Origin of the sequence: Kribbella sp. NPDC058245, assembly GCF_042882005.1 — a bacterium.
In the GTDB taxonomy this organism is placed as follows: Bacteria; Actinomycetota; Actinomycetes; order Propionibacteriales; family Kribbellaceae; genus Kribbella.
Window position 1 is genome coordinate 65,735 of record NZ_JBHVWY010000003.1, and the last position, 25,618, is coordinate 91,352.

A 25,618-nucleotide genomic window follows, 5' to 3' on the forward strand; every position below is an offset into this window, starting at 1 on the left:
ACCGCACGCGGTTGGCCCTCCCACAACCCCGTGGGCGGGCCCACCAAATGGGGACGGGCGGACGGGCGGACGGGCGGACGGGCGGGGGACGGGTGGGTGGTTAGCGGAGCCAGGCTGTGGTGTCTGGGGGGAGTTGGCCGTTGTCGAGGGGGCTGCTCGTCAGGAGGAGTTCTGTGTGGGGTGGGAGGGGTATGGGGGACGCGGACAGGTTGGTGATGTTGGTCAGGTGTTCGCGTTGGAAGACCAGTACGCCGGGTTCGGACGGTTGCCAAGTGAGGGATCCGTCGCCCAGGTGGTGGCGGCGGAGCGCTAGGCCGTTGCGGTAGAGGGCGAGCATGGAGTTCTGGTCGGCTTGCTGGGACTCGACCGTCAGGTTCTTCCAGTCGGCCGGTTGCGGGAGCCACGGCGTACCGGATCCGAAGCCGAAGGGGGGTTCCTTGCCTGACCAGGGCAGGGGGACCCGGCAGCCGTCGCGGCCGCGGTCGGCGCCCAGCGAGCGGGCGAAGATGGGGTCCTGGAGAAGCGCGTCGGGCAGGTCTTCTACCTCGGGGAGGCCTAGTTCTTCGCCTTGGTAGACGTAGACGGCGCCGGGCAGGGCCATCGCCAGCAATGCGGCCGCGCGGGCTCGGCGTTCGCCGAGGACCAGGTCGGTGTGCATGCCGTGCTTGCGGTCCTGGTGCGAGAACGACGTGTCCGGGCGGCCGTACTTGGTGACCGGGCGGGTGACGTCGTGGTTGGAGAGGACCCAGGTGGGCGGGGCGCCGATCGGGACGTGGGTGGCGAGGGTGAGGTCGATGGAGGCCTTGAGCTCGTCGGCTTCCCAGGGGCGGGAGAGGAAGTCGAAGTTGAAGGCGGTCTGCATCTCGTCGGGGCGCAGGTAGAGGGCGAACCGTTCCTGGTCCGGCATCCAGATCTCGCCGACCAGCATCCGGTCGCCGTCGTACGTGTCGGTGATGCGGCGCCAGTCGCGGTAGACGTCGTGCAGCTCGTCGTGGTCGGTGTAGGACTCCTCGACGCTGTCCAGGTCCTTGAACAGTACGGCGGCGCTGTCGATCCGGATGCCGTCGACGCCGCGGTCCAGCCAGAAGCGGAGGATGTCGTGGAACTCCTCGACCACCTCCGGGTTGCGCCAGTTGAAGTCGGGCTGCTCGGGGGCGAACAGGTGCAGGTACCACTCCCCGTCCGGTACCTGCGTCCATGCCGGGCCGGCGAAGATCGACTGCCAGTCATTCGGCGGCAGGTCGCCGCGCCCCGGGCGGAAGATGAAGCGCTCGCGCTCCGGCGAACCCGGACCGGCCTGCAGGGCCTGGACGAACCAGTCCTGCTGGTCCGACCCGTGGTTCGGGACGATGTCGATGATGGTGCGGATGTTCAGCGCGTGCGCCTCGGCGATGTACGCCTCGGCCTCGGCCAGCGTGCCGAACGCCGGATCGATCGCGCGGTAGTCGGCGACGTCGTACCCGCCGTCGGCCATCGGCGACGGGTACCACGGGTTGAGCCAGATCGCATCGACGCCGAGCTCCGCCAGGTACGGCAGCTTGGCGCGGAGACCGGCGAGGTCACCGATCCCGTCACCGTTGCCGTCGGCAAAGCTGCGCAGGTAGACCTGGTAGATCGCTGCGCCACGCCACCATTCGTCGGCCATCGAAGCTCCTTAACCTTTGAGGGAACCGGCCGTGAGGCCGGCCATGATGCTGCGCTGGAACACGAAGAAAACAAGGATTGTCGGCAGGCTGGCGATCACCAGCGACGCGATCAGCACGTTCTGCGGCATCTGCGCGGACAGCGACGCGATGCCGACGCTGATCGACATCTTGTCGGTCTCCGGCAGTACCAGCAGCGGCCAGACGAAGTCCTTCCAGACCGTTACCACGGACAGGATCGAGACCACGCCGAGGATCGGCCGCGACACCGGCAGCACGATCGACCAGAGGATCCGCATCGGCGACGCACCGTCGATCTCGGCCGCCTCCAGCAGCTCCTTCGGGATCGAGTCGAAGAACCGCTTGAGCAGGAACACGAAGAACCCGTTCGCTGCCGCCGGCAACCAGATCGCCCAGGGGGTGTTGAGCAGGTCGAGGTGGAAGATCGGCAGATCCTTGGCCACCAGGTACGTCGGTAGCAGGAGCACCATCGGCGGGATCATCAACGTCGCCAGCATCAGCGCGAGCACGACCTTGCCGAACATCGGCCGCAGCTTCGACAACGAGTACGCCGCGGTCACGTCGACGGCGAGGGTGAACAGCCACGCGCCCCCGGCGTACAGGGCGGTGTTCTTCAGGAAGACGCCGAGCTGGAGCTGGTTCCAGGCCTCGGCGTAGACGCCGAAGTCGAAGCTCTTGGGGAAGAAGCTCGGCGGGATCTGGGCCAGCTCGTCGGGTGACTTCAGGGCGCCGGTGATCATCCAGTACAGCGGGAAGACGAAGGCGCCGGTGAAGCCGACCACGGTGATCACGAGGATCGTCCAGTAGAGGGCCTTGCCGCGCGGGTTCTGCAGGGACAGCGGGGACACCAGGGTTCTCATCGCTCCGCCTCCCGGGAGACTCGCAGGTAGATCGTGGAGAACACCATCAGCACGATCATCAGCATCAGGCCCAGGGCGCTACCGCCACCGAAGTCACCGAAGTTGAAGGCGTACTGGTACATCAGGTAGGCGACCGTGACGGTCGCGTTCTCCGGACCGCCGCCGGTCAGCAGGTACGGCTCGATGAAGACCTGCATGGTGGCGACGACCTGCAGGAGCAGCATCACCAGCAGGATCAGCTTGGTCTGCGGGATCGTCACGTGCCAGACCCGCCGGAACAGGCCGGCACCGTCGAGCTCGGCGGACTCGTAGAGATCGCCGGGGATGCTCTGCAGCGCGGCCAGGTAGATGAGGGTGCCGGTACCGAGGTTCATCCAGGTCGACACGAGCACGAGGCTGATGAGCGCCGTACTGGTCGAATCCAGCCAGCTCAGTGTCGGCAGGCCGACGGAGTCCAGCACCTGGTTGAACAGGCCCGCGCCCGGGTCGTAGAACCACTTGAACAGCAGTACGGCGACCGCCGGCGGCAGCATCACCGGCAGGTACACGACGAACCGCAGGTAGGCCTTCGCGTGCTTGAGCTCGTTCAGCACGATCGCGAGTACGAACGGAACGGCGTACCCGACGACAAGCGCCAAGCCGCTGAACACCGCGGTGTTCAGCCAGGCCTGCCGGAACGCGGGATCCTCGATGACGTTGCGGAAGTTGTCGAACCCGACCCACTTCCCCGGGTCCACGAAGTTGTTCTCCTGGAAGCTGAGAACGACCTCCCGGATCATCGGGTACCAGGAGAACAAGGCGAAACAGATCAGTGCGCCGCACAGGAATCCGTACGCCGTGAGGTTCCGCCCGACCGCGCGTTTCAAGGCGCCGCGGGGGTCCTCGTCCGGGCGCGGGCCCGCCGCCCTCGACTGAGGACGGCGTACCCGCTCTTGGGTGACAGTCATTACGTGTTCTTTGCCAGGATCTTGTTGGCCTTGGACTCGGCGTCACTGAGCAGCTTGTCGATGTCGGCGTCCTGACGAGTCAGTACGGCGGACATCGCGACGTCGAGGACGGCGTACAGCTCCTGGGCCTTCGGCGGCTCGAGCTTGTTGGTGATGCTCGCCTGAGCCGTCACGTACGGCGTGAAGTGGTCGACCGGGACCGTGGCGTACTGCTTGCGCAGGGCAACGATTTCCTTCCCGGGGGCGGAGTCGCCGTACAGGTCCGGGATCGGCAGCCCGACCGGGCGGCCCTGTTCCTTGGCGCGCTGGTAGTTGAACTGGCCCTGACCCGGCGTCAGCTCGTGGTACTCCAGCCAGAGCAGACCGGCCTTGATCTTCTCCGGGGTCGCCTTCGGGTTGAACATGTAGCCGTCACCACCGCTCAGCGACGACTTGCCCTCGGACTCCGGTACGGCGGTCACTCCGTAGTCGTCGAACTTGCCCTGGAAGTCGTTGTTCACCGACTGCACCACGTCCGGTGCGCCGATCATCATGCCGAGCTTGCCGGAACCCATCATGCGCATCAGATCTTCCCACTGCAGCAACTGCTTGCTGCCCATGGAGTTGTCGTTCCAGCGCATCGCCTTCAGGTTCTCGAGCACCGCCTTGCCCTCGGGGCTGTTGAACGCGGCGGTCTTGCCGTCGTCGCCGACCATCGAGCCGCCGCGGGCGTAGAGCGACGCGGCGAAGTGCCAGCCGCCGGTGTTGCCTGCGGAGTACTCACCGAAGCCGACGTACCCGGCGCCCAGACCGGCGATCTTCTTCGCCGCCGCCTGCACCTCGGCCCACGTCTTCGGCGGGCTGTCCGGGTTCAGACCGGCCTGGGTGAACAGCTTGCGGTTGTAGACCAGGCCCATGTTGTAGTTGTTGCGGGGCAGGCCGTAGGTCTTGTCGCCGTCCTTGAAGACGCCCTGGACATCGGGGCGCAGGTCCTTGGTCGCCTTCACCGAGCCGACGTACTGGCTGATGTCGGCGGCCTGGCGGGCCTTGATGATCTTCTGCACGTCGGTGTAGTAGACGTAGAACACGTCCTCCTGGGAACCGCCGGCCAGCTTCGCCTGGAAGGTGTCCGGGTTGATGCAGGGGAACGCGTCCTTGCTCTGGATCGTGATGTTCGGGTGCAGTTTCTGGAACGCGACGACGTCGGCGTCCCAGCCTTCGCGTTCCTTCGCGTTGCTCTTCGGCGGCTGACAGCCGACCGTGATCGTCACCGGTCCGTCCGCTCCGCCGGAGCCCTGGGCCCCTGGCTTGTCGTCCCCCGACCCGCAGGACGCGGCCACCAGCCCGAGTCCCATCACCAGCAACAGGCTGAGCCCGCGGCGCCTTGTCGTCATTGTTGAACCCTCTCCCTCGACTCTGCGCCACACCGTAGGGTTGTCGACACATGAGCGCAATACTTCAAGAGAAGATTGCAAAAACGTGACTTACTTCAGAATCTACCCCGCCTGAACGCACGAATGCCCCGTTCACCTGGGGGTGAACGGGGCATTACAGGCAGTGAGCTAGGCCACTAGGGACGCGGGCGGGCCCTGGCGGTCGAAGCCCGGACGACGAGCTCCGGCTCGAAGAGGAGTTCGTCAGCGGCGACAGCGGCGCGCTCGATCAGCGCCATCAGCATCTCGACGGCCGCGCGGCCCATGGCGTCGATGGGCTGGCGAACGGTGGTGAGAGGCGGGTCGGTGCAGTTCATCATCGCGGAATCGTCGTACCCGATCACCGAGACATCACCCGGTACGTCGAGTCCGGCCCGGCGGACCGCGCGGATGGCCCCGAGGGCGAGGATGTCGCTGGCGCAGACGATGCCGGTGACGCCGGCGGCGACCAATCGGGTGGCGGCTGCATGACCGCCCTCGAGCGAGAACATCGTGTGCTCGACCAGCTTCGGATCCGCCTCCTCGGAGGCGAGGAACGCGTCGAGCTTGCGCCGCGACGGGATGTGGTCGCGCGGCCCGAGAACCATGCCGATCCGCTTGTGACCGAGCGTGCGCAGGTGCCCGATCGCCATCTCCGCGGCGACATGGTCGTCCGACGACACCTGCGGGAAGCCGAGGTGATCGACCGCCGCGTTCACCAGGACGGTCGGCAGCTTCCGCTCCTGGATCAGCTCGTAATGGGCATGCGGCGCATCCGCCTGCGAGTAGAACCCACCGGCGAAAACGACCCCGGAAACCTGCTGCTGGAGGAGGAGGTCGACGTAGTCCGCCTCGGACACACCACCGACCGTCCGGGTGCAGAGCAAGGACGTGAAACCTTGCTGCGCCAACGCTCCCCCGACGACCTCGGCGAACGCCGGGAAGATCGGGTTCTGCAACTCCGGCAACACCAGACCGACCAGCCGGGCACGGTCTCCCCGCAGCTGCGTCGGACGCTCATAACCCAGGACGTCGAGCGCCGTGAGCACCGCTTCCCGGGTCGCCTCGGAAACTCCGGGCTTGCCGTTCAGCACCCGGCTCACGGTGGCCTCGCTGACGCCGACCTTCTTGGCCACCTCTGCAAGTCGTCGAGTCATAACGCAAACTCTACGCCTATCTACGCAATTTCTTGCAAGGACTTGCGTGCTCGCTGAAGTCTCAACATTCCTGACAGACTGTCGGTCGTGCCTCGCTTCGTCGCCACTCGTCCGGACACCGGTCTGCTGTCGCTCCCGTGGGACGTCCCGCTGGAGGACTGGCCCGAGGAGCAGCTGGTCGCGCTGCCCCGCGGTATCTCGCGGCACGTGGTCCGGTTCGTCCGGGTCAACGGCACGGTCTACGCGATCAAGGAGGTGCTCGAGCACCTCGCGCTGCACGAGTACCGGCTGCTCCGCGACCTCGAGCGGCTGGAGTCGCCCTCGGTCGAGCCGGTGGGCGTCATCACCGACCGCATCGACCGCAACGGCGAGCCGATCGACTCGATCCTGATCACGCGGCACCTGCAGTTCTCACTGCCCTACCGCGCGTTGTTCTCCAGCACGCTGCGACCGGACACGGTCAACCGGCTGATCGACGCATTGGTCGCGCTGATCGTCCGGATGCATCTCCTCGGCTTCTTCTGGGGCGACTGCTCGCTGTCCAACACGTTGTTCCGACGAGACGCCGGCGCGTTCGCGGCGTACCTGGTGGACGCCGAGACCGGCGAGCTGCACCAGGAGATCTCCAGCGGCCAGCGCGCCCACGACCTCTACACCGCCGAGATCAACCTCTTCGGCGAGCTGTCCGATCTGGAGGCCGGCGGCCTCCTCGACGAGTCGCTCGACCCGCAGGAGATCGTGCAGACGATCCAGGACCGGTACGAGGCGCTCTGGGCGGAACTGACTGCCCCCGAGGAGTTCGCCACCGACGAGATGCACCGGCTGGACTCGCGGATCCGGCGGCTCAACGAGCTCGGCTTCGACGTCGCCGAGATCGACATCATCACCGACTGGGACGGCAGCCAGGTCCGCATCCAGCCGAAGGTCGTGGACGCCGGTCATCACACCCGCCGCCTGATCCGGCTCACCGGGCTCGACGTCGAGGAGAACCAGGCCCGCCGCCTGCTCAACGACCTCGACTCGTACGCCGCCGCCACCGACCAGCAGAACGAGGACGAGGAGATCGTCGCCCACGAATGGCTGACCGACGTCTTCGAACCGGTCGTCCGCTCCGTCCCGCGTGATCTGAAGCGCAAGCTGGAGCCGGCCGAGGTCTTCCACGAGGTCCTCGAACACCGCTGGTTCCTGTCCGAACAGGCCGGCCACGAGGTCGACACCATGGAAGCGGCCCGCTCGTACGTCGAGAACGTCCTGAGCGCCAAGCCCGACGAGAAGCTGGCGCTGCCGCCCGCCCCACTCCCCGGCAGCACCCTCGACCCGGATCTCGACTGAGCCAGGCTGGACATCCTCAGGAGCGGACCGCACAGCCCCACCGACCCGGGCCAAATGTCCTTACCGCCCTATGAGGTCATCCCTCCGCAGCGCTAGCGGCCCACCTTGCCTGATATCTGGCAAGCTGCCTGACGATGGCGAGATCGCCTTTGTGGTAACAAGTTTCCCGTGGGCGCACTTTTGTTTCCACAAAGCGATCAGACCCGCGATCCACCCGCGATCACCCCGGCTAACGTCCGAAAGATCGGAGGCGTGGTCGCCGGATCGTCGGACGTTGACTGCTCGCGGGTCCCCATTTGGGGCTCTTCTGACTCACTCGTGGGTGGTGCGGCGTACCGGTCTCTTCCCCGTGTGGTGGGGCAGTTGACCGGCGTGCTGGTGGGCTGGCTGGGCGCTGTTTCACCATGGGCAGTAGGTGACCTGGTTGCAGTTGCTAGGGGTGTGGACAGGAAACGGGGACTGTGAACAAGGCATAGCTTGTTCAAGGTCCCCGCGGGGTGTGCGCACCCCCGGGATATATCCGGCGCTCCCCGGATATCGGACCTGTGCCACCGTCTAACCTGCCGCGCGGCTGCTCGTGCAGGTGATGCTGAGCGTGAAGTGTCCGAGCCGCGCAGAGTTAGACGGTGCTGGCGGTCCGCCCCCGGCCACCCCACACCAACTCTCCCCGCATCCTCCGCCCCCCGGGCGAGCACGGTGGGTTCAGTCGGCGTGCAGAAACAGCGGTCCGACGTCGAGTGGAGGGAGATTGCCGCCAGAAATCGATGTCAGCAGCACGGTGCGTCCAGTCGGCGACGCACCCCCCACTCGCCGATCGCATCGCCTGAGACCCTGCGATCGGACGGCAACCCGCCGGTCCGACAACGCGCGAACCACCCACACCTACGTCACAAGCGCCACTTTTTGGGGTTCTCGCGCTCAATGTGGTGACCCGGCGTTGCCGGGGCTGCGGCCGCTCCGGCGCCTGTGATGGATCCGCCGGTTTGCGTACACACCGACTGTTAATACGCTTACCAGCAGCCCTCTTCGGCGCCTGCGTCACCCTGCAGCACGCCCGCTCCGCCGCCTACCAACAGTCGGTCTGTACAGCCCGATCACCCCCCCGCCCCCATTTGGCTGGCTGGGCACTGGGGTTGGGGGTTATGCACCCGTATTAACGGTGCTTAACCCCCGATTTGCCTGGCTAGCCAGGCAAATGGGCGAAGTGTTAGCGCGGGGGCATGCGGAGGGCGCCGTCGAGGCGGATGACCTCGCCGTTGAGGAGTTGGTTGTCGAGGATGTGGGCGACCAGGGCGGCGTATTCGGAGGGGCGGCCCAGGCGGGAGGGGTGCGGGACCTGGGCCTCGAGGACGGTGCGGGTCTCCTCCGGGAGGCCCGCGAGCATGGGGGTCTCCATGGTGCCGGGGGCGATCGTCATCACGCGGATTCCCTTGTCGGCAAGGTCTCTCGCGGCGGAGAGGGTGAGGCCGACGATGCCGCCCTTGCTGGCTGCGTACGCCGCTTGGCCGACCTGGCCGTCGTACGCGGCGATCGAGGCGGTCATCACGATGACGCCGCGGTCGCCGGCGTCGGCGGCGTCGAGGGCGATCATTCGCTCGGCGGCCAGGCGCATGACGTTGAAGCTGCCGATCAGGTTGACCTCGATCACCTGACGGAAGGTTGCTAGCGGCAACGGTCCTTTGCGGCCGACGACGCGGCCGGGGGTGGCGATGCCGGCGCAGGTGACGACCACGCGCAGGTCGCCGAGCGATGCCGCCGCGTCGAGGGCTGCGGTGACGGCGGCTTCGTCGGTGACGTCGGCCGGGGCGAAGACGACCCGGTCGCCGAGCTCGTCCGCGACCGCCTTGCCGGCGGACGACGGGAGGTCGACGATGACGACCCCGAGACCATCCGCGGCCAAGCGCCGTACCGTCGCTTCTCCGAGCCCGGAACCGCCACCGGTGACGAGTGCGACATCGGACGGGCTGAACTTCATGAAGCGCTCCTTGGTGGTGTGGATCGTCGGGTGCTTGAGTGCTGGTGGTGTCCAGGTGGGTGCAGCGCAAGGCAGAGGAGGTGCCTCGATGCGGTGTTCATCGTGGCATCTCCTCTAACGCAGCGATGTGCCCGCCTGGGCGCCGCCAGCGCCAAGCAATCGGCGATCCACACCACCTAGCAAATCGCGGCTGATCACCAGTCGCTGGATCTGGTTGGTTCCTTCGAAGATCTGGGTCACCTTGGCCTCGCGCATGTAGCGCTCGGCCGGGAACTCCCGCGTGTAACCGTAGCCGCCGAGGACCTGGACGGCGTCCGTGGTGACCTTCATGGCGGCGTCGGTGCAGATGAGCTTGGCGATCGCGGCCTGCTGGGTGAAGGGACGGCCGAGGTCGCGGCGACGGGCGGCCTGCAGGTACGTCGATCGGCCGGACTCGACCGCGGCCGCCATGTCGGCGAGCAGGAACTGGATGCCCTGGAAGTCCGCGATCGCGTGGCCGAACTGCTCCCGCTGCTTCGCGTACGACGCTGCTACGTCGAGCGCGGCCTGAGCCAGCCCGATCGCACAGGCGGCGATGCCGAGGCGGCCGGAGTCGAGCGCGGACAGAGCGATGCGCATCCCGTCGCCCTCGGCGCCGATCAGATTCTCGGCGGGGATCCGGACCTGGTCGAAGTTCACCAGCGTCGTGGTCGAACCGGTCAGGCCCATCTTCCGCTCGGGCGCGCCGAAGCTCAGGCCCTCGGCAGGCGCCGGCACGTGGAAGGCGGAGATGCCGCGCTTCGGGTCGGGCGACGTACGGGCGAAGGTCGTGTAGAAGTCGGCGTGCGAGCCGTGGGTGATCCAGGACTTGGTCCCGGTGAGCACGTAGGAGTCGCCGTCGCGGACCGCCTTGGTGGTCATCCCGCTGATGTCGGAACCGGCTTGCGGCTCGGAGAGCGCGTAGGCGCCGAGCAGGTCGCCGTCGACCACGTCGGGCAGCAGGCGGGCCCGCTGCTCCTCGGTTCCGAAGGTCGCCAGGGCGTAGCTGGCCATGGTGTGGACGGACATCCCGACGCCGACCGACATCCAGGCGGCCGCGATCTCCTCGAGCATCTGGAGATACACCTCGTACGGCTGCGCAGCACCGCCGTACTGCTCCGGGTAGGGCAGGCCGAGCAGGCCCGCCTTGCCGATCGTGCGGAACGCGTCCCGCGGGAACGACTCGGTCTCCTCGGCCTTGGCGGCGAACGGCGCGAGCTCGTGCTCGCACAGGTCACGGACCAGGGCGAGCAGATCAGTGGATTCCTCGGTCGGCAACGGGCGATCGACGCTCATCAGGCACCCCTCCCCGGGTCTGCCGAAATGATACCAGCAATGATACTGACGGCCATACTTCAGTATCGTTCTATGCTATCTCGTTATGACGACAGTCGTGCCGGGGCGCCGCACGCGCAGGCAGAGCGAACTGCTCGACCGCCTCCTGTCCCTCTTCCTCGACCAGGGCTTCAGCCGGTTCACCCTGGACGACCTGGCCGCCGAGCTGCGCTGCAGCAAGACGACCCTGTACGCGCTCGCGCCGAGCAAGGAACAGCTCGCCGTCGAGGTGGTGAAGCACTACTTCAAGAACGCCACCGCGCAGGTCGAGTCCGCGGTCGCCCGGCAGACCCGGCACGACCGCCGGATCGCGGCGTACCTGAACGCGGTCGCCGACGCGCTGCGGCCGGCCAGCCGGACCTTCCTGGACGACGTCGCGACCTTCGCCCCGGCCCGCTCGGTCTACGAGCGGAACACCCGGATCGCCGCCGACCGGGTCCGGACGCTGATCGAGGACGGCATCAACAGCAAGACCTTCCGGCAGGTCGACATCGCGTTCGCCGCCGAGATGATCGCGCACACGATGCAGGCCATCCAGCGCGGTGACATCGCCCGCCGTACCGGCCTGAACGACGCCGAGGCCTACCGGGAGCTGGCGTCCTTCGTACTGCATTCGCTGCGGTTGGACTGAGTCGGTAGGTTTTCTGGGTGGAACTCAGGCTGGGCCCGTTGCTGCGGTACGTCGACGAGACGCGGGCGACCGTCTGGGTGGAGACCTCCTCGCCGTGCTCGGTCGAGGTGCTGGGTCATACGGCGCAGACCTGGTCGGTGCACGGGCATCACTACGCGCTGGTGCTGATTGACGGGCTGGAGCCGGACAGCGTGACCCCGTACGACGTGCGGCTGGACGGTGCGGTGGTTTGGCCGCTCGCTGACTCGTCGTTCGGGCCGAGCGTGATCCGGACGCCGCGGGCGGACGGGACGTTCCGGATGACGTTCGGGTCGTGCCGGCGGTCGGCGCCGTTCACAGCCGAGGGGTTCAAGCAGTTCGGGCCGGATGCGTTGGTGGCGCTGGCCAACGGCTTGGAGGAGTTGCCCGATGCGCTGCTGCTGCTCGGGGACCAGGTGTACGCCGACGACCCGTCTGACGCCGTACTGGAGCGGCTGCGGGACGCGCATGGCGGGCGGCAGGGCTCTGAGGTGGCCGACGAGATCGGGAACTTCGAGGAGTACACCTGGCTGTACGACGACGCCTGGCTGAACCCCGCTGTGCGGTGGCTGTTCTCGACCGTGCCGCTGTGCATGCTGCTCGACGACCACGACCTGCGCGACGACTGGAACACGTCACTGACCTGGCGTCGCTGGGTGACCGCGCAGCCGTGGTGGCGGGACCGCGTGGTGGGCGCCTACGCGTCGTACTGGGTCTATCAGCACCTGGGGAACCTGTCGCCGGAGCAGCTCGCCGAAGACTCGACGTACAAGGCGATGCTGACGCTGCCTGATGATGCGGAGCGGACGGCGTACCTGGAGAGCTTTGCGTGGGCTGCGGACGAGGATTCAGTGACGGCACGCTGGAGCTTCTACCGCGACTTCGGTACGGCGGCGCGCGGCGTACGGCTGGTTGCGGTCGACTCGCGGTGTTCACGACACCTGGAGCCGACTGAGCGCGCCATGGTCGATGCGCACGAGTGGTCGTGGGTGCGTCGCGTTGTGCTGGACGCTGGGCGACCGATTCGCCATGTACTGCTGGCATCGACGCTGCCGTTCCTGCTGGCGCCAGGGCTGCATCACTTGGAGGGCTGGGACGAGGCGATCTCGTCGGGAGCGTGGGGACCGCGCGGGGCTCGTGTTGGCGAGCGGATCCGGCAGGGGATGGACCTGGAGCACTGGGCGTCGTTCCGGAAGTCGTTTGATGATGTGACCGAGCTGCTCGGCGCACTGGTGAGTGGTGAGGACCCACCGGCGTCGATCCTGATGCTGTCGGGTGATGTGCACTGCAGCTACGTCGCTGAGGCTTCGCTGCGGGAGGTGGAACACCCCGGTACGGCGATCCGCCAGCTGACGATGTCGCCGTTCCGGAACCCGGTGCCCCGGCACGTGCGGTGGGCGAACTACCTGCTCGACACTGGGTGGATGACGTGGCTACTGCACCGGCTGGCGCGGTCGGCCGGCGTACGGGATGTGGCGGCGGACTGGCGGCTCGCGCACGGGCCATGGTTCGGGAACGGTGCGATGACGGTACGGCTGTCCGGAGACAGCTGGGCGGTCGACGTGGACCACGCCGTACTGGATGGTGACCAACAGCGACTGGCCCGCACGCTGAGTTACCCTCAGTCCAGCGCCTGACCGGGGTGGTGGGGCGGGGAAGGTATTAGGTAAGGCCATAAGTTGCCATTCGCGCCCGGTGGGCCCCTTGTCATGGGAGGTTGATCGGCATGAGATCTTCGACCATCCGCCGCAGCGCCGCTGCCCTTGTCGCAGCTGCGCTCGCCGTCACCGCCGTACCGGCCGCCCAGGCCGAACCGGTCAAGCCGCCGCGACTGTCCGCAGCCGCCATCACGTCCGCGCTCGCGAGCGACGTGACCACGCCGGGCACCGCCTGGCAGACCCAGCCCGACGGCACCGTTCTGGTGTCCTACGACTCGACGGTGACCGGCTCCAAGCTGACCGACCTCACCGCGAAGACGCGCCGTCTCGGGGATGGCGTCGTACTCGAGAAGCTGCCCGGCAAGCTGCAGAAGTACTCCACCGGCGGTGAGGGGATCTACGGCGGTGAGTACAGGTGCTCGCTCGGCTTCAACGTGTACCGCAACGGGCGGTACTCGTTCCTGACCGCGGGACACTGCGGCAACATCGCCTCGACCTGGTACGCCGACGCGGACCACCAGGTGAAGATCGGTACCCGCCAGAGCTCCAGCTACCCGGGGAACGACTTCGCGCTGATCAACTACCCGGTGGGCATCAAGAAGCCCGGCGGCAGCGTGTACCTGTACAACGGGAAGTCGCAGGACATCACGCGGGCGACCACGCCGGCGTTCGGGACCTACGTGTACCGGGCCGGGGTGACCAGCGGGCTGCACAGCGGGACGGTGCGCGGGCTGAACGCGACGGTGAACTACGGCGACGGCCAGATCACCGGGCTGATCCGGACCAGCGTGTGCGCCGAGCCGGGTGACTCGGGTGGTCCGCTGTTCAGCGGGCGCAGCGCCTACGGGCTGACGTCGGGTGGGACCGGTGACTGTAAGACACCGGGTGGCGTGACGTACTTCCAGCCGGTGACCGAGGCCCTCGCGGCGTACGGGGTTGTCGTGTACTGACTTTTCCGCCGGAGCGTGCGGGTTATCCCTCACGCTCCGGATCTAGCTGAATACTCAGCGGTTGACGCGGGTAGGAGTGCTCACGGTTGAAGTCAAGGACGCACCCGCCCCGAGCGCGTCCTCATCGTGAGGAGGCTGAAACCGTGAATGTTTCCCGCCGTACCACCGCCATCCTGGCAGCCGCCGGGCTCGCCGCCGCCGGACTGCTCGCCACCGGGCAGGCCTCGGCCGCACCCGCCCTGCCGTCCCCGGCCGCGATCACCTCGACACTGAACTCCGAGGCCCGGATCCCGGGTACCGCCTGGCAGACCAACCCCGACGGCCGGATCATCGTGTCGTACGACGACACCGTGACCGCGTCGAAGCTGTCCGCGCTGACCAAGGTCACCGACCGGTTCGGTTCCGCGGTCACGCTCGAGAAGATCCCCGGCAAGCTCACCAAGTACATCGCCGGTGGGGACGCCATCTACGGCGGGCAGTACCGCTGCTCGCTCGGTTTCAACGTGCAGGACAACGCCGGCGCCTACTACTTCGTCACCGCCGGCCACTGCGGCAACATCGCGTCCAGCTGGTACGCGAACTCCGCCAAGACCACGCTGCTCGGCACCACCTACGGTTCGAGCTTCCCGGGTAACGACTACGCGATCGTCAAGTACAGCACGTCGTACACCAACCACCCCGGCACCGTGGACCTCTACAACGGTTCCAGCCAGGACATCACCTCCGCCGGTAACGCCTCCGTCGGCCAGGCCGTCAAGCGCTCCGGCTCCACCACGGGCGTCCACTCCGGCACCGTCAACGCCACCAACGCCACCGTCAACTACGCCGAAGGCACCGTCACCGGACTCATCCGCACCAACGTCTGCGCCGAAGGCGGCGACTCCGGCGGCGCCCTCTTCGCCGGCACCGTAGCCCTCGGCCTCACCTCCGGCGGCTCCGGCAACTGCTCCTCCGGCGGCACCACCTACTTCCAGCCCGTCACCGAAGTCCTCTCCCGCTACAGCGTCCACGTCTACTGAGTAACCGCGGGAAGAAGTGAGAACTGGCGGTCAGGTGACCACTCACCTGACCGCCAGCTCGCGCCATCAGTGGTGGCAGGAGACAGGAACTGGTGGGCGGAGACCCCGTGCCACAGGTCTCTGGCCACCACTTCTTGTCTCCGGTCCACCTACCCGCCTTCCTCGGCGCCCCCCATTTCGGTGGTTATCCCCCCAGTTGGGGGGTTGCCCCAGTGAAATGTCAGTGGGGCAACCCTCCAACTCAACAGGCCAGCTGGGCCGCGCTGAACACCACCAACCAAATTTCCGCGGCGGGAATGGTTGGTAGGTGCACAAAGCAAGCCACGCAGTGCCTGTACGCCGCTGAGTGGGCGGAGTGTGTCATCGACTGTGCGGACCGTGTCGTCGGCAATCGGTTGCCAGCGACAGTCTTCGCACAGTCGACGAAGGCGCCCGCGATGTGATGACTAGGAGCCATCATGTGCAAAGGCACGGCGCTCACGCCACGAAGGTGTGCCAGACGTCGACGAAGTACTCGCGCTCATCGTCCTCGACCGGCGCATCCGCGAGTTCGAGTTCCGACCAGGCGATGAAGCTGGCGGCGTTCAGGAAGTCGTCCACCACCTGTTCGAGCGGCACGTGCCGAACCGTTGCCCCGAACAACAATCTGTCCGGTGGCAACGAGGTGATCGAGGAGCGCAGCTGTCCCGCTTGCTCGTCATGCCAGACGTAGAAGACCGCAGGCGTCGCCTGCCCAGCCTCCGCGAACCTCACCCGCAAGGCAGCAACACACGTCTCGTACGCCGCAACAACCTCCGCCACGGCCAGCTCCGCCCGCTCCTCCTCCGGGCTCTCGAGCAGCCAGGTGTTGTCACGAGTCTCCTGCAGCGAATCAGCCGGATCGAGCCGATACTCCTCAGTCGCCAGTTCGCCAATGAACCGCAGCAGGCTCATTGGCGTCTCCATCTCCGATTGCCCGTTATTTCGGGCATATGCCCGTTTTTGTGGGCATAGGGTCAGGCTTGGCGGCGGCGGGAGATTTCGTAAAGGGCTACGCCGGTGGCGATGCCGGCGTTGAGGGATTCGGTGGCCGACGTCATGGGGATGGAGACGATGAGGTCGCAGTTCTCGCGGACCAGGCGGGCCAGGCCTTTGCCTTCGGAGCCGACGACGAGGACCAGGGGTTCGGTGGCGGCTTCGAGGGCGGGGAGTTCGACCTCGCCGCCCATGTCGAGGCCGATGACCAGGAGGCCGGCGTCCTTGTAGGACTTGAGGGCCCGGTTGAGGTTGGTGGCCCGGGCTACCGGGATGCGTGCGGCGGCGCCGGCGGAGGTTTTCCAGGCGGAGGCCGAGACGGAGGCGGAGCGACGCTCGGGGACCAGGACGCCGTGGGCGCCGAAGGCGGCGGCGGAACGGGTGATGGCACCGAGGTTGCGGGGGTCGGTGACGCCGTCGAGAGCGACGATCAGGGGGACCTCGTGGGCGTTGTAGGCCCGGTCCAGCAGGTCGTCGGGATGGGCGTACTCGTACGGCGGGATCTGCAGCGCGACACCCTGGTGGGCGCCGCCGGCGGTGACGCGGTCGAGCTCGGGGCGCGGGACCTCGAGGACCGACATGCCGTGCTGGGTGGCGATCAGGAGGGCCTCGCGCAGGCGGGCGTCGCGCTCGGTGCCTTCGGCGATGTGCAGGGCAGCAGCCGGTACGCCGGCGCGCAGCGCCTCCACGACCGGATTGCGCCCGTAGACCCACTCGACGATCGAGTCGAGGTCCTTGCGGGCCGGACGGCGGCGGGTGTCGCGCTCCTCGGCGCGCTCCTTGGCCTTGGCCCGCTTGTGGGCTGGGTGCTTGGTGCGGTCGACCGCCTTCGGCGTCGGACCGCGGCCCTCCAGGCCCTGGCGGATACGTCCGCCGGACCCGGCTGTCGGGTTTCCGCGCTTCTTCCGGATGGCGCCCTTGCGCTGGCTACTGCCTGGCACGTCAGTTTCCTTCGATCGTGGTCGGCGCCGCGAGCGTCCAGCGCGACCCCTGGGGTGTGTCCTCGACGACAACGCCGAGCGCCTTCAGCCGGTCGCGGATCGCGTCCGACGCGGCGTAGTCCTTGCGTGCACGGGCGGCCTGACGCTGCTCCAGCAGCGCCTGTACCAGCCCGTCGACGACCTCGGTGAGCTCGTCGCCGGCCGCGGCGCGGGACGCCCACGGCTCCGCCAGCGGGTCCAGCCCGAGCACGCCGAGCATGCCCCGAACCGCCGCCAGCGACTCCCGCAACGCGGCCGAGTCGCCGTCGGCGACCAGCTTGTTCCCGTCGCGGACAGTGTTGTGCAGTACGGCGACCGCGGCCGGCGTACCCAAGTCGTCGTCCATCGCCGTCACGAAATCCGACGGCAGGTCGACCGCAGGTGCGACCCCGCCGGTCACCTCGGTCGCGCGGGTGACGAACCCGTCGACGCGCTGGAAGCTCTTCGCGGCCTCGTCGAGCGCCTCGAACGAGAACTCCACCACCGAGCGGTAGTGCGACTGGACGAGGTAGTAGCGCAACTCGATCGGGCGGACCCGCTCGACGACGTTCCGGACGACGGCGCTGTTGCCCATCGACTTCGACATCTTCTCGCCGGCCGTGGTGACGAGCGCGTTGTGCATCCAGGTCCGGGCGAACTTCTGGCCGACCGCGGTCGCCTGGGCCAGCTCGTTCTCGTGGTGCGGGAACCGCAGGTCCAGCCCGCCGCCGTGGATGTCGAACTCGTCGCCGAGGTACTTGCCGGCCATCGCCGAGCACTCCAGGTGCCAGCCCGGGCGGCCGCGGCCCCACGGGGTCGGCCAGGAGGCCGTCCGCGGCGTGCCCTCGGTGTAGCCCTTCCAGAGCGCGAAGTCGCGCGGGTCGCGCTTGCCGCGCGGGTCCGCGTCCTCGGCGGCCTCCATGTCGGCGATCTTCTGGTGCGAGAGCGCCCCGTACGCCGGCCATGACTTCACGTCGAAGTAGACGTCACCCGATCCGTCCGGAGCGACGTACGCGTGCCCGGCCTCGATCAGCTGGTCGATCATCTCCAGCATCTCCGGGACATGCCCGGTGGCGCGCGGCTCGTACGTCGGCGGGCGGCAGCCCAGTACGTCGTACGCCCAGTGCAGCTCGCGCTCGAACTCGTACGCGTGCGCCCACCACTGGACGCCCCGTTCGGCCGACTTGGCCAGGATCTTGTCGTCGATGTCGGTCACGTTCGCGATGACCGTGACCTCGTAGCCCGAGCGCTCGAACCAGCGCCGCAGGACGTCGAAGACGACCTCCTTGTAGATGTGCCCGACGTGCGGGGCACCCTGCACCGTCAGCCCACAGTGGTAGATCCCGACCTTGCCCGGATGGACCGGTACGAAATCCCTCACTGTTGCCGTCGCGGTGTCGTACAAGCGAAGTGTCACCGGTCAAGAGTACGGGAAATGGCACTTCTCCTTGACAAGATGTCCGGAGCACCCCCAGGAGGACCCTTGTCGAACCAGTACGGCCCACCCCCGCAGCAGTACGGCCCACCGCCCGGCCCGCCCCCGCAGTACGGCCCACCGCCGCAGCAGCAGTACTGGGGACCTCCGCCCGGCCCGCCGCAGTACGGCCCACCCATGGGCCCACCGCCGGGAGGACCTGGCTTCGGCTTCGGAGGGAACGGCTATCCGCCGCCGAGGAAGAAACGGAGCAAGGCACCGTTCATCGTCGTACCGGCCGTGCTGCTGTTCGCGGGCGTGGTCTCGCTCTACCTGTTCGCACTGCATGCCAAGCAGGAGCGCAACAACTACTCCAGCCCGTCGCCGACGTACACGTCGTCGTACTCGCCGAGCGAGGACCCGTCGTACTACCCGAGCAGCACCCGGCCGACGGTGACGCAGCCGACCGTGGCGCGGCCGACCCAGCCGCGGCCGACCAAGACCACGCCGCCGCCTCCGTCGGACCTCGACCTGACCGCGCGGAACAAGCTGTACAAGACCGGCGTCCAGAAGTCGGTGAACTGCCGTGCGCCCAACTTCGTCCCGACCAGCGAGGCGAACGCCCGCAAGTACTACGCGGCCGTCATCGCCTGCCTGAACAAGGCGTGGCCGGCGCAGATCCGTAAGTCCGGCGTCCAGTGGGAGGGCGTCAAGATGACGACCTACTGGGGCACGGGCTACAGCCCCTGCGGCAGCCGGACCCTGCGCTCGTACTACTGCAGCTCCAACAACACGATCTACATGGACGCGAAGTCCGATGTCGACGCCTGGAAGAAGTACACCAACTTCGCCGAGGGGCGGAACTGGGTGCGGGCCAAGATGATGGACACCCCGGCCCACGAGTACGGGCACCATCTGCAGGACATCACCGGCATCCTGGACGCCAACTACCGGCTCAAATACCAGAAGAGCGGCGACAAGGCGCTCGAGCAGAACCGGCGGATGGAGATCCAGGCGACCTGCTTCGGCCACGTCTTCCTGGGCGCGAACCGCAAGACGATGATCAGCAAGGGCGTCCGCAAGGAGATCGACTACCTCAACCACAACTCCGGCGACGAGTACGACACGATCCGCGACCACGGCAGCAAGGCCATCCAGCCGTACTGGGCCGACCGCGGGTACAACACCCGCAACCCGGCCTTCTGCAACACGTTCACGGCCAGCCCGCGGCTCGTCCGGTAAATACTCACGGTAACTCTGATCCGAAAAGGTTGATTCTTCCGATACCCGGGTAAACCTCTGCCGAGCGCTCTGTCCGCCCCTCGCTCTGTGGAGGTTCACCGTGAAGTCAGTTCTCACGGGTGCCGCCGTCACTCTTGGCCTGCTCCTGGCCTCGATCGGCTCCGCCCAAGCCACCGCCGGTACGCCCGGCAGCACCGCCGCACACCAGCCCACCCCGCAGGCCCGGCAGCACGGCATCGACCGTGCCGGCGACGCCTACGCCGGCTGGTTGCAGAACACGACCACCAGCGCCGCACCGACCGAGATGGCGCCCGCCGCCTCGGTCGAAGGCATCGACGTGTCCGGACACCAGGGCAACGTCAACTGGTCGGCCCAGTGGACCGCCGGCAAGCGGTTCGCCTACGTGAAGGCGACCGAAGGCAACTACTACACGAACCCGTACTTCGCCCAGCAGTACAACGGTTCCTACAACATCGGCATGATCCGTGGCGCGTACCACTTCGCCACTCCCAACGACTCCAGCGGCGCCAACCAGGCCACCTACTTCCTGGCCCACGGCGGCGGCTGGTCCCGCGACGGCAAGACGCTCCCCGGCGCCCTCGACATCGAGTACAACCCGTACGGCGCCACCTGTTACGGACTGAGCGCGTCCGCCATGGTGAGCTGGATCCGGGACTTCGTGAACACCTACAAGAGCCGTACCGGCCGCGACCCGGTCATCTACAGCAACCTCGACTGGTGGAGCCAGTGCACCGGCAACAGCACTGCCTTCAACTCGACCAGTCCGCTCTGGGTGGCCCGGTACGCGTCCGCGCCCGGCACACTGCCTGGCGGCTGGCCGTTCTACACCATCTGGCAGTACAGCTCGTCGCCGATCGACCAGGACCGCTTCAACGGCGACATGTCCCGCCTGACAGCGCTCGCGAACGGCTAGGCGCCCTAAACGGGTTGCACGGTCTCATAGTCTCGATTGGTGACCTACACGTTGCCAATCGAGACTGACCGTCTCACCCTGCGCCGCTACGTTGCCACCGACTACGACGACCTGCTGAAGCTCCAGTCCAACCCGGAAGTCACCCGCTTCCTGCTGTACGACCCGAAGACACCGGAGCAGGTCCAGGAGTCCCTGGCCGGCCGGATGGCCGACGTACCGATGGACGGTCCGGACCAGGCGCTGACCGTCGCCGTCATCCTGCGGGAGACCGGGCAGCACCTCGGTGAGGTGACGTTGTTCGTCGAGAACTTCGACCACCAGGGCGGCGAGCTCGGCTTCGTCTTCCACCCTGAGTCGCACGGTCACGGGTACGCCGGGGAGGCGTCGGTCGAACTGCTGCGGCTCGGGTTCGAGGAGCTCGAGATGCACCGGATCATCGGCCGGCTGGACGCCGCGAACACCAGCTCGGCGAAGCTGCTGCAGCGGCTCGGGATGCGCCAGGAGGCGCACTTCGTCCGGAACGAGTTCCTCAAGGGTCAGTGGACCGACGAGGCCGTCTTCGCGATGCTCCGCGACGAGTGGATCAAACGCTCGTAAGTAAATAACCGATTACACCCGCCTTCGCGGCACGCGTTCACCGCGACAACCGTAGAGGCCGGGTCTACGGTCGGAAGATGACCGCCCCCCGTACCCTCACCGCCCTGTTCGCCGGTGTGGTCGTGCTGACCTCGGCAGTGCTGCCGAGCGAGGCCGTGAAGGTAGCCCCACCGCGACAGATCGCCTTCCACACGTGGACGTCGGACGCCGACTTCCTCGCCGGTGCGCACTCCGGCACCACTGTCACCGACGGTTCGCTGACCTTCGGCCAGGCGACCGGCAGTACGGCGTACGTCGATCCGTTCGGCGACGGGACCGCCAGGAACTACGACCAGGCCAGCTGGGTCTCACCGCCGGTCAGCACCGGCTTCGGGGTGACCGAGCTGATCGCCTCCTGGAACGCGACCACTCCGCCCGGGACCTGGGTCGAAGTGTCGATGGCGGCCAAGACGAACCTCGGTGCGACCACCAAGTGGTACGTACTCGGCCGCTGGACCGGTGGTGACGACACCGGCGCCGGTGACATCCACCGGACCTCCGTACCGAGCCAGGGCGATGCCGACGGCCGCGTAGCCGTTGACACCTTCGTCGCGGCCAAGGACCGCTGGATGGACCGCTGGCAGCTCAAGGTGACGCTGTACCGCTTGAGCGGTTCGACCCAGGCGCCGCTGGTCCGCTCGGTCGGCGCGGTCTCCTCCCGGCTGCCCGCCGACGCGAAAGTTGCCGTCAGCCCCCTTGGCGGCGCGGAGGGCGTCGTACTGGATGTGCCGACGTACTCGCAGGAGACGCACATCGGCCACTACCCGCAGTGGGACAACGGTGGTGAGGCCTGGTGCTCGGCGACCTCGACCGCGATGGTGCTGGACTACTACGGCGCCGGTCCGACGGCTGCGGAGACCAGCTGGGTCGATCCGACCGACGCTGACCCGCAGGTCGACCACTCGGCCCGACATGTCTTCGACTACGCGTACGACGGCGCTGGCAACTGGCCGTTCAATACCGCGTACGCCGGTAGTCGCGGCGTCGACGCGTTCGTCACCCGGCTGCGATCCCTGACCGAGGCGGAGCAGTTCATCAAGGCCGGTATCCCACTGGTGGCCTCACTGTCGTTCAAGAAGGGCGACCTTCCCGGGGCGGGCTACGGAACCAACGGCCACCTGATGGTGATCGTCGGCTTCGCCCCGAACGGCGATGTGGTCGTCAACGACCCGGCGTCGCACCTGATCAAGAGCAACGACGCCGTCCGTACGACGTACGACCGGGCCGCCTTCGAGAACGCCTGGGTGCCGCACTCCGGCGGACTGGTCTACGTCATCCATCCCGCCGGTACGCCGCTCCCACCGCATGAGCCGCAAGCCAACTGGTGATACCTACCGAGCGAACAGTGCGCCGGTGAGGTTGGTGGTGAGGTTCCGCAGCGAGTCGGGCAGGTTCTGCAGGTGCCAGCCTCGCGGACCGCGGTACCAGCTGAAGCCTTCGTCCTCATCGGCGTCGTCGTCGGTCGCGACCAGTGCATCGATCCAGCGCTCCGAGCCACCGAGCACCACTGCGTACGGGAGAGCCCGTGCGCAGAGCTCGGCGTGCTGGTCGACCGGCAGCTCGCTGACGTCCATCTCCGCCAGCTCACCGCGGATCGCAGCGATCTGGCCGAGGACCCGACCGGCCGCCGGAGCCTTGGCCGGCATGTGCCGACCGATGAACAGCAGTCCGACGCCCACTGCGATCACCGCGAGGCCGACGAGGCCCCAGCTGGTGAGCAGTGCGAGCAAAAGAGTCAGCACGAGGCCGGCAACGGTGGTCCCGATCCCAACGGTCGTCCACAGCGAGCGGGTCCGGTCCGGGCGCTCGTTGAACCACCCGCGCTTGACCACTCCGTCGTACAGGGCGTCTTGCACCTGAGCCAGGTTGGCCCGGACCTGGCGGCCCAGCTCGGAAACCAGCACCGAGTCGGAGTCACCGAAGATGGCGCGGATCAGCACGTTCTCGTAGCGCTGGAGCTCCTCGGACGGAGCGTTCGACACCCGGCGCAGCTCCCAGTCGGGACGCGCGTATTCACTGCGGTGCTCGAGCTCGACGATCGTGATGTGGCCGCGGACAGCCAGGTCGATGATGGACGCGGTCACGTCCACCGGGTCGATCCGCTCGTCGATCAGCGTGCCGACCTCACCAGGTCGCAGGTCTGACGGCGGCGTGAAGTCGATGCGCGCATCCTGTCCAAGGCTGAACAGCGAAGCCGGTACGACGCGTCGCGGGTCGACCTCGTCGCGGCCGCGGACGCGGTAGAGGAGCAGCAGCGCCAGCGCGCCCAGCACGAGCAGACCGACCGCGGTCAGCAGCTGTGCGGTGTCAGTGGAGAAGGCCCGCGAGAACGTCCGGCGGTACTCGACGATCGAGTTGGCCGCGATCTTGCCCTCGGGGAAGCCGATCGTCATCCGGACCGTGTTGCCCGGCGGCAGACTGGCCTGCTCGAACGTCGGGCCCGACACCTCACCGGTCTGGGCCAGCGTGCACGGGGTGTTGCTGTCGATCGAGCCGACGAAACACGAGATGTGACTGGTCTCGGGCACGCTGTACTCGACGTGCACCGACTGGATCGTCAGGTTGATCCCGCTCAGCGGGGAGAACTGCATCTCGGTGCCGTTCAGCGTCTTGGCGACCGCACCCTTGACCGTGTAGGTGACGTCGAGCTGGGTGTCGCCGCTGAGGTCACCGACGGCGATCGAGGTGACGTCACCGTCCTGCTTCTGCTCGATCTTCCGGTCCGTGCCGCCGGTCTTGACCTTGACGTCCTCGACCTGCTGCACGTGATCGATGTTGTCGGCCAGGTGCTGCCGGGTGAGCAGGAACCGGCTGAAGGTGCCGGTGACGTTGGTCAGCTTCCAGGTCTCCGAGACCCGGAGCAGCCCGTCCTCCTCGACCCGGACCTGGGCCGCGTAACTGGTCACGACCGGATCGGCCGAGGTATGGGTGGTTGCTGCGCCCGCCGGTACGCCGGTCAGGGCGGCAAGACCGAGAGCACACAGGGAAGTCCCGAGGAGACGTAGACGCATCGACCAATCACACCGTAGAGAGAGGGTCAGTGGACCCGGGCACCATACCGTGACGGGGGCCTCCGGCCGTGTTCGTGCCGGTGGCAACGACCCCACGGCTCCGCTACCGTCTGGCGGGTGTCAGGCAATCAGTGGGGCCCACCGCCGGGCCAGTACCCCCAGCAGCCGCCACAGGGTCAGTACCTGCCACCCGGACAGCCCTGGCCGCAGCAGCCTCAGTACGGCGCTCCCCAGTACGGCGCTCCTCAGTACGGCGCTCCTCCTGGGCAGCAGTTCGGCTGGGGCGCGGGTGGTGGCCCGCGGCCGCCGCAGAAGAAGGGTGGCGGCGCTAAGTTCGCCCTGACCGTGGTGGGCGTGATTGTCGCCGGTGTGGTCGGACTGGTCGGCGTCTCGACCTTCCTGAAGCACAACGGCAGCAGTGACGGGCCGTACACCAGCCAGCCCGAGCCGACGTACACGACCAGCTACAGCCCGTCGTACTCGCCGACGGGCTACACACCGTCGGCCCAGCCCTCGACGCGGCCGTCAGCCACCCAGCGACCCACGACCACGAAGCCGGTCCCGAAGCCGACGGCGCCTCGCTCGACCCGGCCGACCAAGAAGCCGGTGGTCGTGACGGACCTCGACATCGTCGCGCGGAACCGCCTCTACAAGTCCGGGGCGATGCGGTCGGTCAATTGCAAGGAGTCCTCGGCCCGGCTGGCCACGGCCGCCGGTGCCACGACGAACTACCGGAACCTGTGGAACTGCCTGAACCGGGCCTGGCCGTCGCTGGTCACCAAGTCCGGCGCGAAGTTCCGGCCGCCGAGTGTGCGCACCTTCAGCGGCACCATCAACACCCCCTGCGGCACTTGGTACGACAGCGGGCCGCCGTTCTACTGCGGTTCCACCGAGACGATCTACATGAACCTGACCGAGGACGTCGGTGGCTACAACCAGTACCCGAACCAGTCGTCGAAGGTGCTGGCCCGGATGTGGATGCTGCACCAGTTCGCCCATGAGTACGGTCACCACGTGCAGGAGCTGACCGGCATCTTCGACGCCGCGCACCAACTCCGGTACGACGCTCCGTCGACCGCGAAGGAGCTGGAGGTCAGCCGCCGGATCGAGCTGCAGGCGTCGTGCTTCAGCGACATCTTCATCTCCGCCAACCGGAACAGCTACCCGATCTCCGGCCAGTCGGCCGTCCAGTGGCGCTGGCTGATCGGGAACGTCACCGACAAGCAGAACGACCACGGTGACGCGGTGAACCACAAGTACTGGGCGCTGCGCGGCTACAACACGCGCAACCCGGCTTCGTGCAACACCTACGTCGCGTCGCCGAAGAAAGTGCAGTAACTCACCGACCGGCCGTGGTGGCTGGCGCCAGACCCCAGGATCACGCAGAGTATGTCCCGGGGGCGTACGGCGGCTGTCCGGGGGGACGATGGACCGTGCGCGGCTTCGGCACCCC

General features: G+C 67.5%; 21 protein-coding genes. 10 read left to right on the top strand and 11 right to left on the bottom strand.

All coding sequences use genetic code 11. The features are described from left to right. Positions 1 to 100: 100 nt before the first annotated feature. The 5 genes from ACFVWG_RS06860 to ACFVWG_RS06880 form a co-directional block, all read right to left on the bottom strand. Entirely contained in the window at positions 101 to 1,645 is a 1,545-nt protein-coding gene (locus ACFVWG_RS06860; protein ID WP_391542204.1) for a glycoside hydrolase family 13 protein, read from the bottom strand. Between the two features lie 9 nt (positions 1,646 to 1,654). Beyond that, positions 1,655 to 2,524 carry a carbohydrate ABC transporter permease gene (locus ACFVWG_RS06865; protein WP_391542205.1) on the bottom strand — a complete coding sequence of 290 codons (870 nt, stop codon included), beginning with the start codon at positions 2,522 to 2,524 and terminating at the stop codon, positions 1,655 to 1,657. Continuing rightward, positions 2,521 to 3,471: a carbohydrate ABC transporter permease gene (locus ACFVWG_RS06870; RefSeq protein WP_391542206.1), complete on the bottom strand. Its 951-nt coding sequence runs from the start codon at positions 3,469 to 3,471 to the stop codon at positions 2,521 to 2,523. Before ACFVWG_RS06870 ends, ACFVWG_RS06865 begins: the two co-directional genes overlap by 4 nt. Further along, complete coding sequence (locus ACFVWG_RS06875) at positions 3,471 to 4,844, bottom strand: ABC transporter substrate-binding protein (RefSeq protein ID WP_391542207.1); 1,374 nt, start codon at positions 4,842 to 4,844, stop codon at positions 3,471 to 3,473. The genes ACFVWG_RS06870 and ACFVWG_RS06875 overlap by 1 nt, the downstream gene beginning before the upstream one ends. A 176-nt stretch (positions 4,845 to 5,020) precedes the next feature. Beyond that, the gene (locus tag ACFVWG_RS06880) at positions 5,021 to 6,019 is read right to left on the bottom strand and encodes a LacI family DNA-binding transcriptional regulator (protein WP_391542208.1); all 999 of its coding nucleotides are present in this window, start codon (positions 6,017 to 6,019) and stop codon (positions 5,021 to 5,023) included. A 66-nt stretch (positions 6,020 to 6,085) separates the two neighbouring features. Here ACFVWG_RS06880 and ACFVWG_RS06885 point away from each other — a divergent pair, with 66 nt between their 5' ends. Continuing rightward, positions 6,086 to 7,351 carry a DUF4032 domain-containing protein gene (locus ACFVWG_RS06885; protein WP_391542681.1) on the top strand — a complete coding sequence of 422 codons (1,266 nt, stop codon included), beginning with the start codon at positions 6,086 to 6,088 and terminating at the stop codon, positions 7,349 to 7,351. A gap of 1,207 nt (positions 7,352 to 8,558) precedes the next feature. Here the strand turns inward: ACFVWG_RS06885 and ACFVWG_RS06890 are convergent. Together ACFVWG_RS06890 and ACFVWG_RS06895 are read right to left on the bottom strand one after the other, a co-directional pair. After that, complete coding sequence (locus ACFVWG_RS06890) at positions 8,559 to 9,326, bottom strand: SDR family NAD(P)-dependent oxidoreductase (RefSeq protein WP_391542209.1); 768 nt, start codon at positions 9,324 to 9,326, stop codon at positions 8,559 to 8,561. A 114-nt stretch (positions 9,327 to 9,440) separates the two neighbouring features. Next, positions 9,441 to 10,640 carry an acyl-CoA dehydrogenase family protein gene (locus tag ACFVWG_RS06895; RefSeq protein WP_391542210.1) on the bottom strand — a complete coding sequence of 400 codons (1,200 nt, stop codon included), beginning with the start codon at positions 10,638 to 10,640 and terminating at the stop codon, positions 9,441 to 9,443. A gap of 85 nt (positions 10,641 to 10,725) precedes the next feature. Between ACFVWG_RS06895 and ACFVWG_RS06900 the strand changes: the two genes are divergently transcribed. From ACFVWG_RS06900 to ACFVWG_RS06915, 4 genes are all read left to right on the top strand, one after another. Continuing rightward, a complete protein-coding gene (locus tag ACFVWG_RS06900) occupies positions 10,726 to 11,310 on the top strand; it encodes a TetR/AcrR family transcriptional regulator (RefSeq protein ID WP_391542211.1) in 585 nt (194 codons plus the stop codon). A 17-nt stretch (positions 11,311 to 11,327) separates the two neighbouring features. Then, the gene (locus ACFVWG_RS06905) at positions 11,328 to 12,965 is read left to right on the top strand and encodes an alkaline phosphatase D family protein (RefSeq protein WP_391542212.1); all 1,638 of its coding nucleotides are present in this window, start codon (positions 11,328 to 11,330) and stop codon (positions 12,963 to 12,965) included. Between the two features lie 89 nt (positions 12,966 to 13,054). Beyond that, the gene (locus ACFVWG_RS06910) at positions 13,055 to 13,936 is read left to right on the top strand and encodes a S1 family peptidase (RefSeq protein WP_391542213.1); all 882 of its coding nucleotides are present in this window, start codon (positions 13,055 to 13,057) and stop codon (positions 13,934 to 13,936) included. 143 nt (positions 13,937 to 14,079) lie between these two features. Beyond that, positions 14,080 to 14,955, top strand: a complete 876-nt coding sequence (locus ACFVWG_RS06915) for a S1 family peptidase (protein WP_391542214.1) — start codon at positions 14,080 to 14,082, stop codon at positions 14,953 to 14,955. Positions 14,956 to 15,432: 477 nt separating this feature from the next. Here ACFVWG_RS06915 and ACFVWG_RS06920 read toward each other — a convergent pair whose 3' ends face one another. The 3 genes from ACFVWG_RS06920 to cysS form a co-directional block, all read right to left on the bottom strand. After that, positions 15,433 to 15,888 (bottom strand): hypothetical protein, encoded by a 456-nt coding sequence (locus ACFVWG_RS06920; RefSeq protein ID WP_391542215.1) that lies wholly within the window; start codon positions 15,886 to 15,888, stop codon positions 15,433 to 15,435. A gap of 62 nt (positions 15,889 to 15,950) precedes the next feature. Then, positions 15,951 to 16,910, bottom strand: coding sequence for a 23S rRNA (guanosine(2251)-2'-O)-methyltransferase RlmB (gene rlmB / locus ACFVWG_RS06925; RefSeq protein ID WP_391542216.1), 960 nt, complete (start codon positions 16,908 to 16,910; stop codon positions 15,951 to 15,953). Position 16,911: 1 nt separating this feature from the next. Then, complete coding sequence (gene cysS, locus ACFVWG_RS06930; protein WP_391542217.1) at positions 16,912 to 18,345, bottom strand: cysteine--tRNA ligase; 1,434 nt, start codon at positions 18,343 to 18,345, stop codon at positions 16,912 to 16,914. An 18-nt stretch (positions 18,346 to 18,363) separates the two neighbouring features. On the opposite strand from cysS, the gene ACFVWG_RS06935 reads away from it, so the two are divergent. The 4 genes from ACFVWG_RS06935 to ACFVWG_RS06950 all read left to right on the top strand — a co-directional run bounded on the left by ACFVWG_RS06935 (position 18,364) and on the right by ACFVWG_RS06950 (position 22,482). Continuing rightward, on the top strand, positions 18,364 to 19,584 hold the full coding sequence (locus tag ACFVWG_RS06935; protein WP_391542218.1) for a neutral zinc metallopeptidase: 1,221 nt from the start codon (positions 18,364 to 18,366) through the stop codon (positions 19,582 to 19,584). A 100-nt stretch (positions 19,585 to 19,684) separates the two neighbouring features. Then, positions 19,685 to 20,518, top strand: coding sequence for a lysozyme (locus ACFVWG_RS06940; RefSeq protein WP_391542219.1), 834 nt, complete (start codon positions 19,685 to 19,687; stop codon positions 20,516 to 20,518). Positions 20,519 to 20,557: 39 nt separating this feature from the next. Next, positions 20,558 to 21,115, top strand: a complete 558-nt coding sequence (locus tag ACFVWG_RS06945) for a GNAT family N-acetyltransferase (RefSeq protein WP_391542220.1) — start codon at positions 20,558 to 20,560, stop codon at positions 21,113 to 21,115. Positions 21,116 to 21,192: 77 nt separating this feature from the next. Beyond that, positions 21,193 to 22,482 (top strand): peptidase C39 family protein, encoded by a 1,290-nt coding sequence (locus ACFVWG_RS06950; protein ID WP_391542221.1) that lies wholly within the window; start codon positions 21,193 to 21,195, stop codon positions 22,480 to 22,482. Positions 22,483 to 22,485: 3 nt separating this feature from the next. On the opposite strand, the gene ACFVWG_RS06955 is transcribed toward ACFVWG_RS06950, so the two are convergent. Beyond that, positions 22,486 to 24,165: a DUF2207 family protein gene (locus tag ACFVWG_RS06955; protein ID WP_391542222.1), complete on the bottom strand. Its 1,680-nt coding sequence runs from the start codon at positions 24,163 to 24,165 to the stop codon at positions 22,486 to 22,488. A 117-nt stretch (positions 24,166 to 24,282) separates the two neighbouring features. Here ACFVWG_RS06955 and ACFVWG_RS06960 point away from each other — a divergent pair, with 117 nt between their 5' ends. Next, positions 24,283 to 25,503, top strand: coding sequence for a neutral zinc metallopeptidase (locus tag ACFVWG_RS06960; RefSeq protein WP_391542223.1), 1,221 nt, complete (start codon positions 24,283 to 24,285; stop codon positions 25,501 to 25,503). Positions 25,504 to 25,618 lie beyond the last annotated feature (115 nt).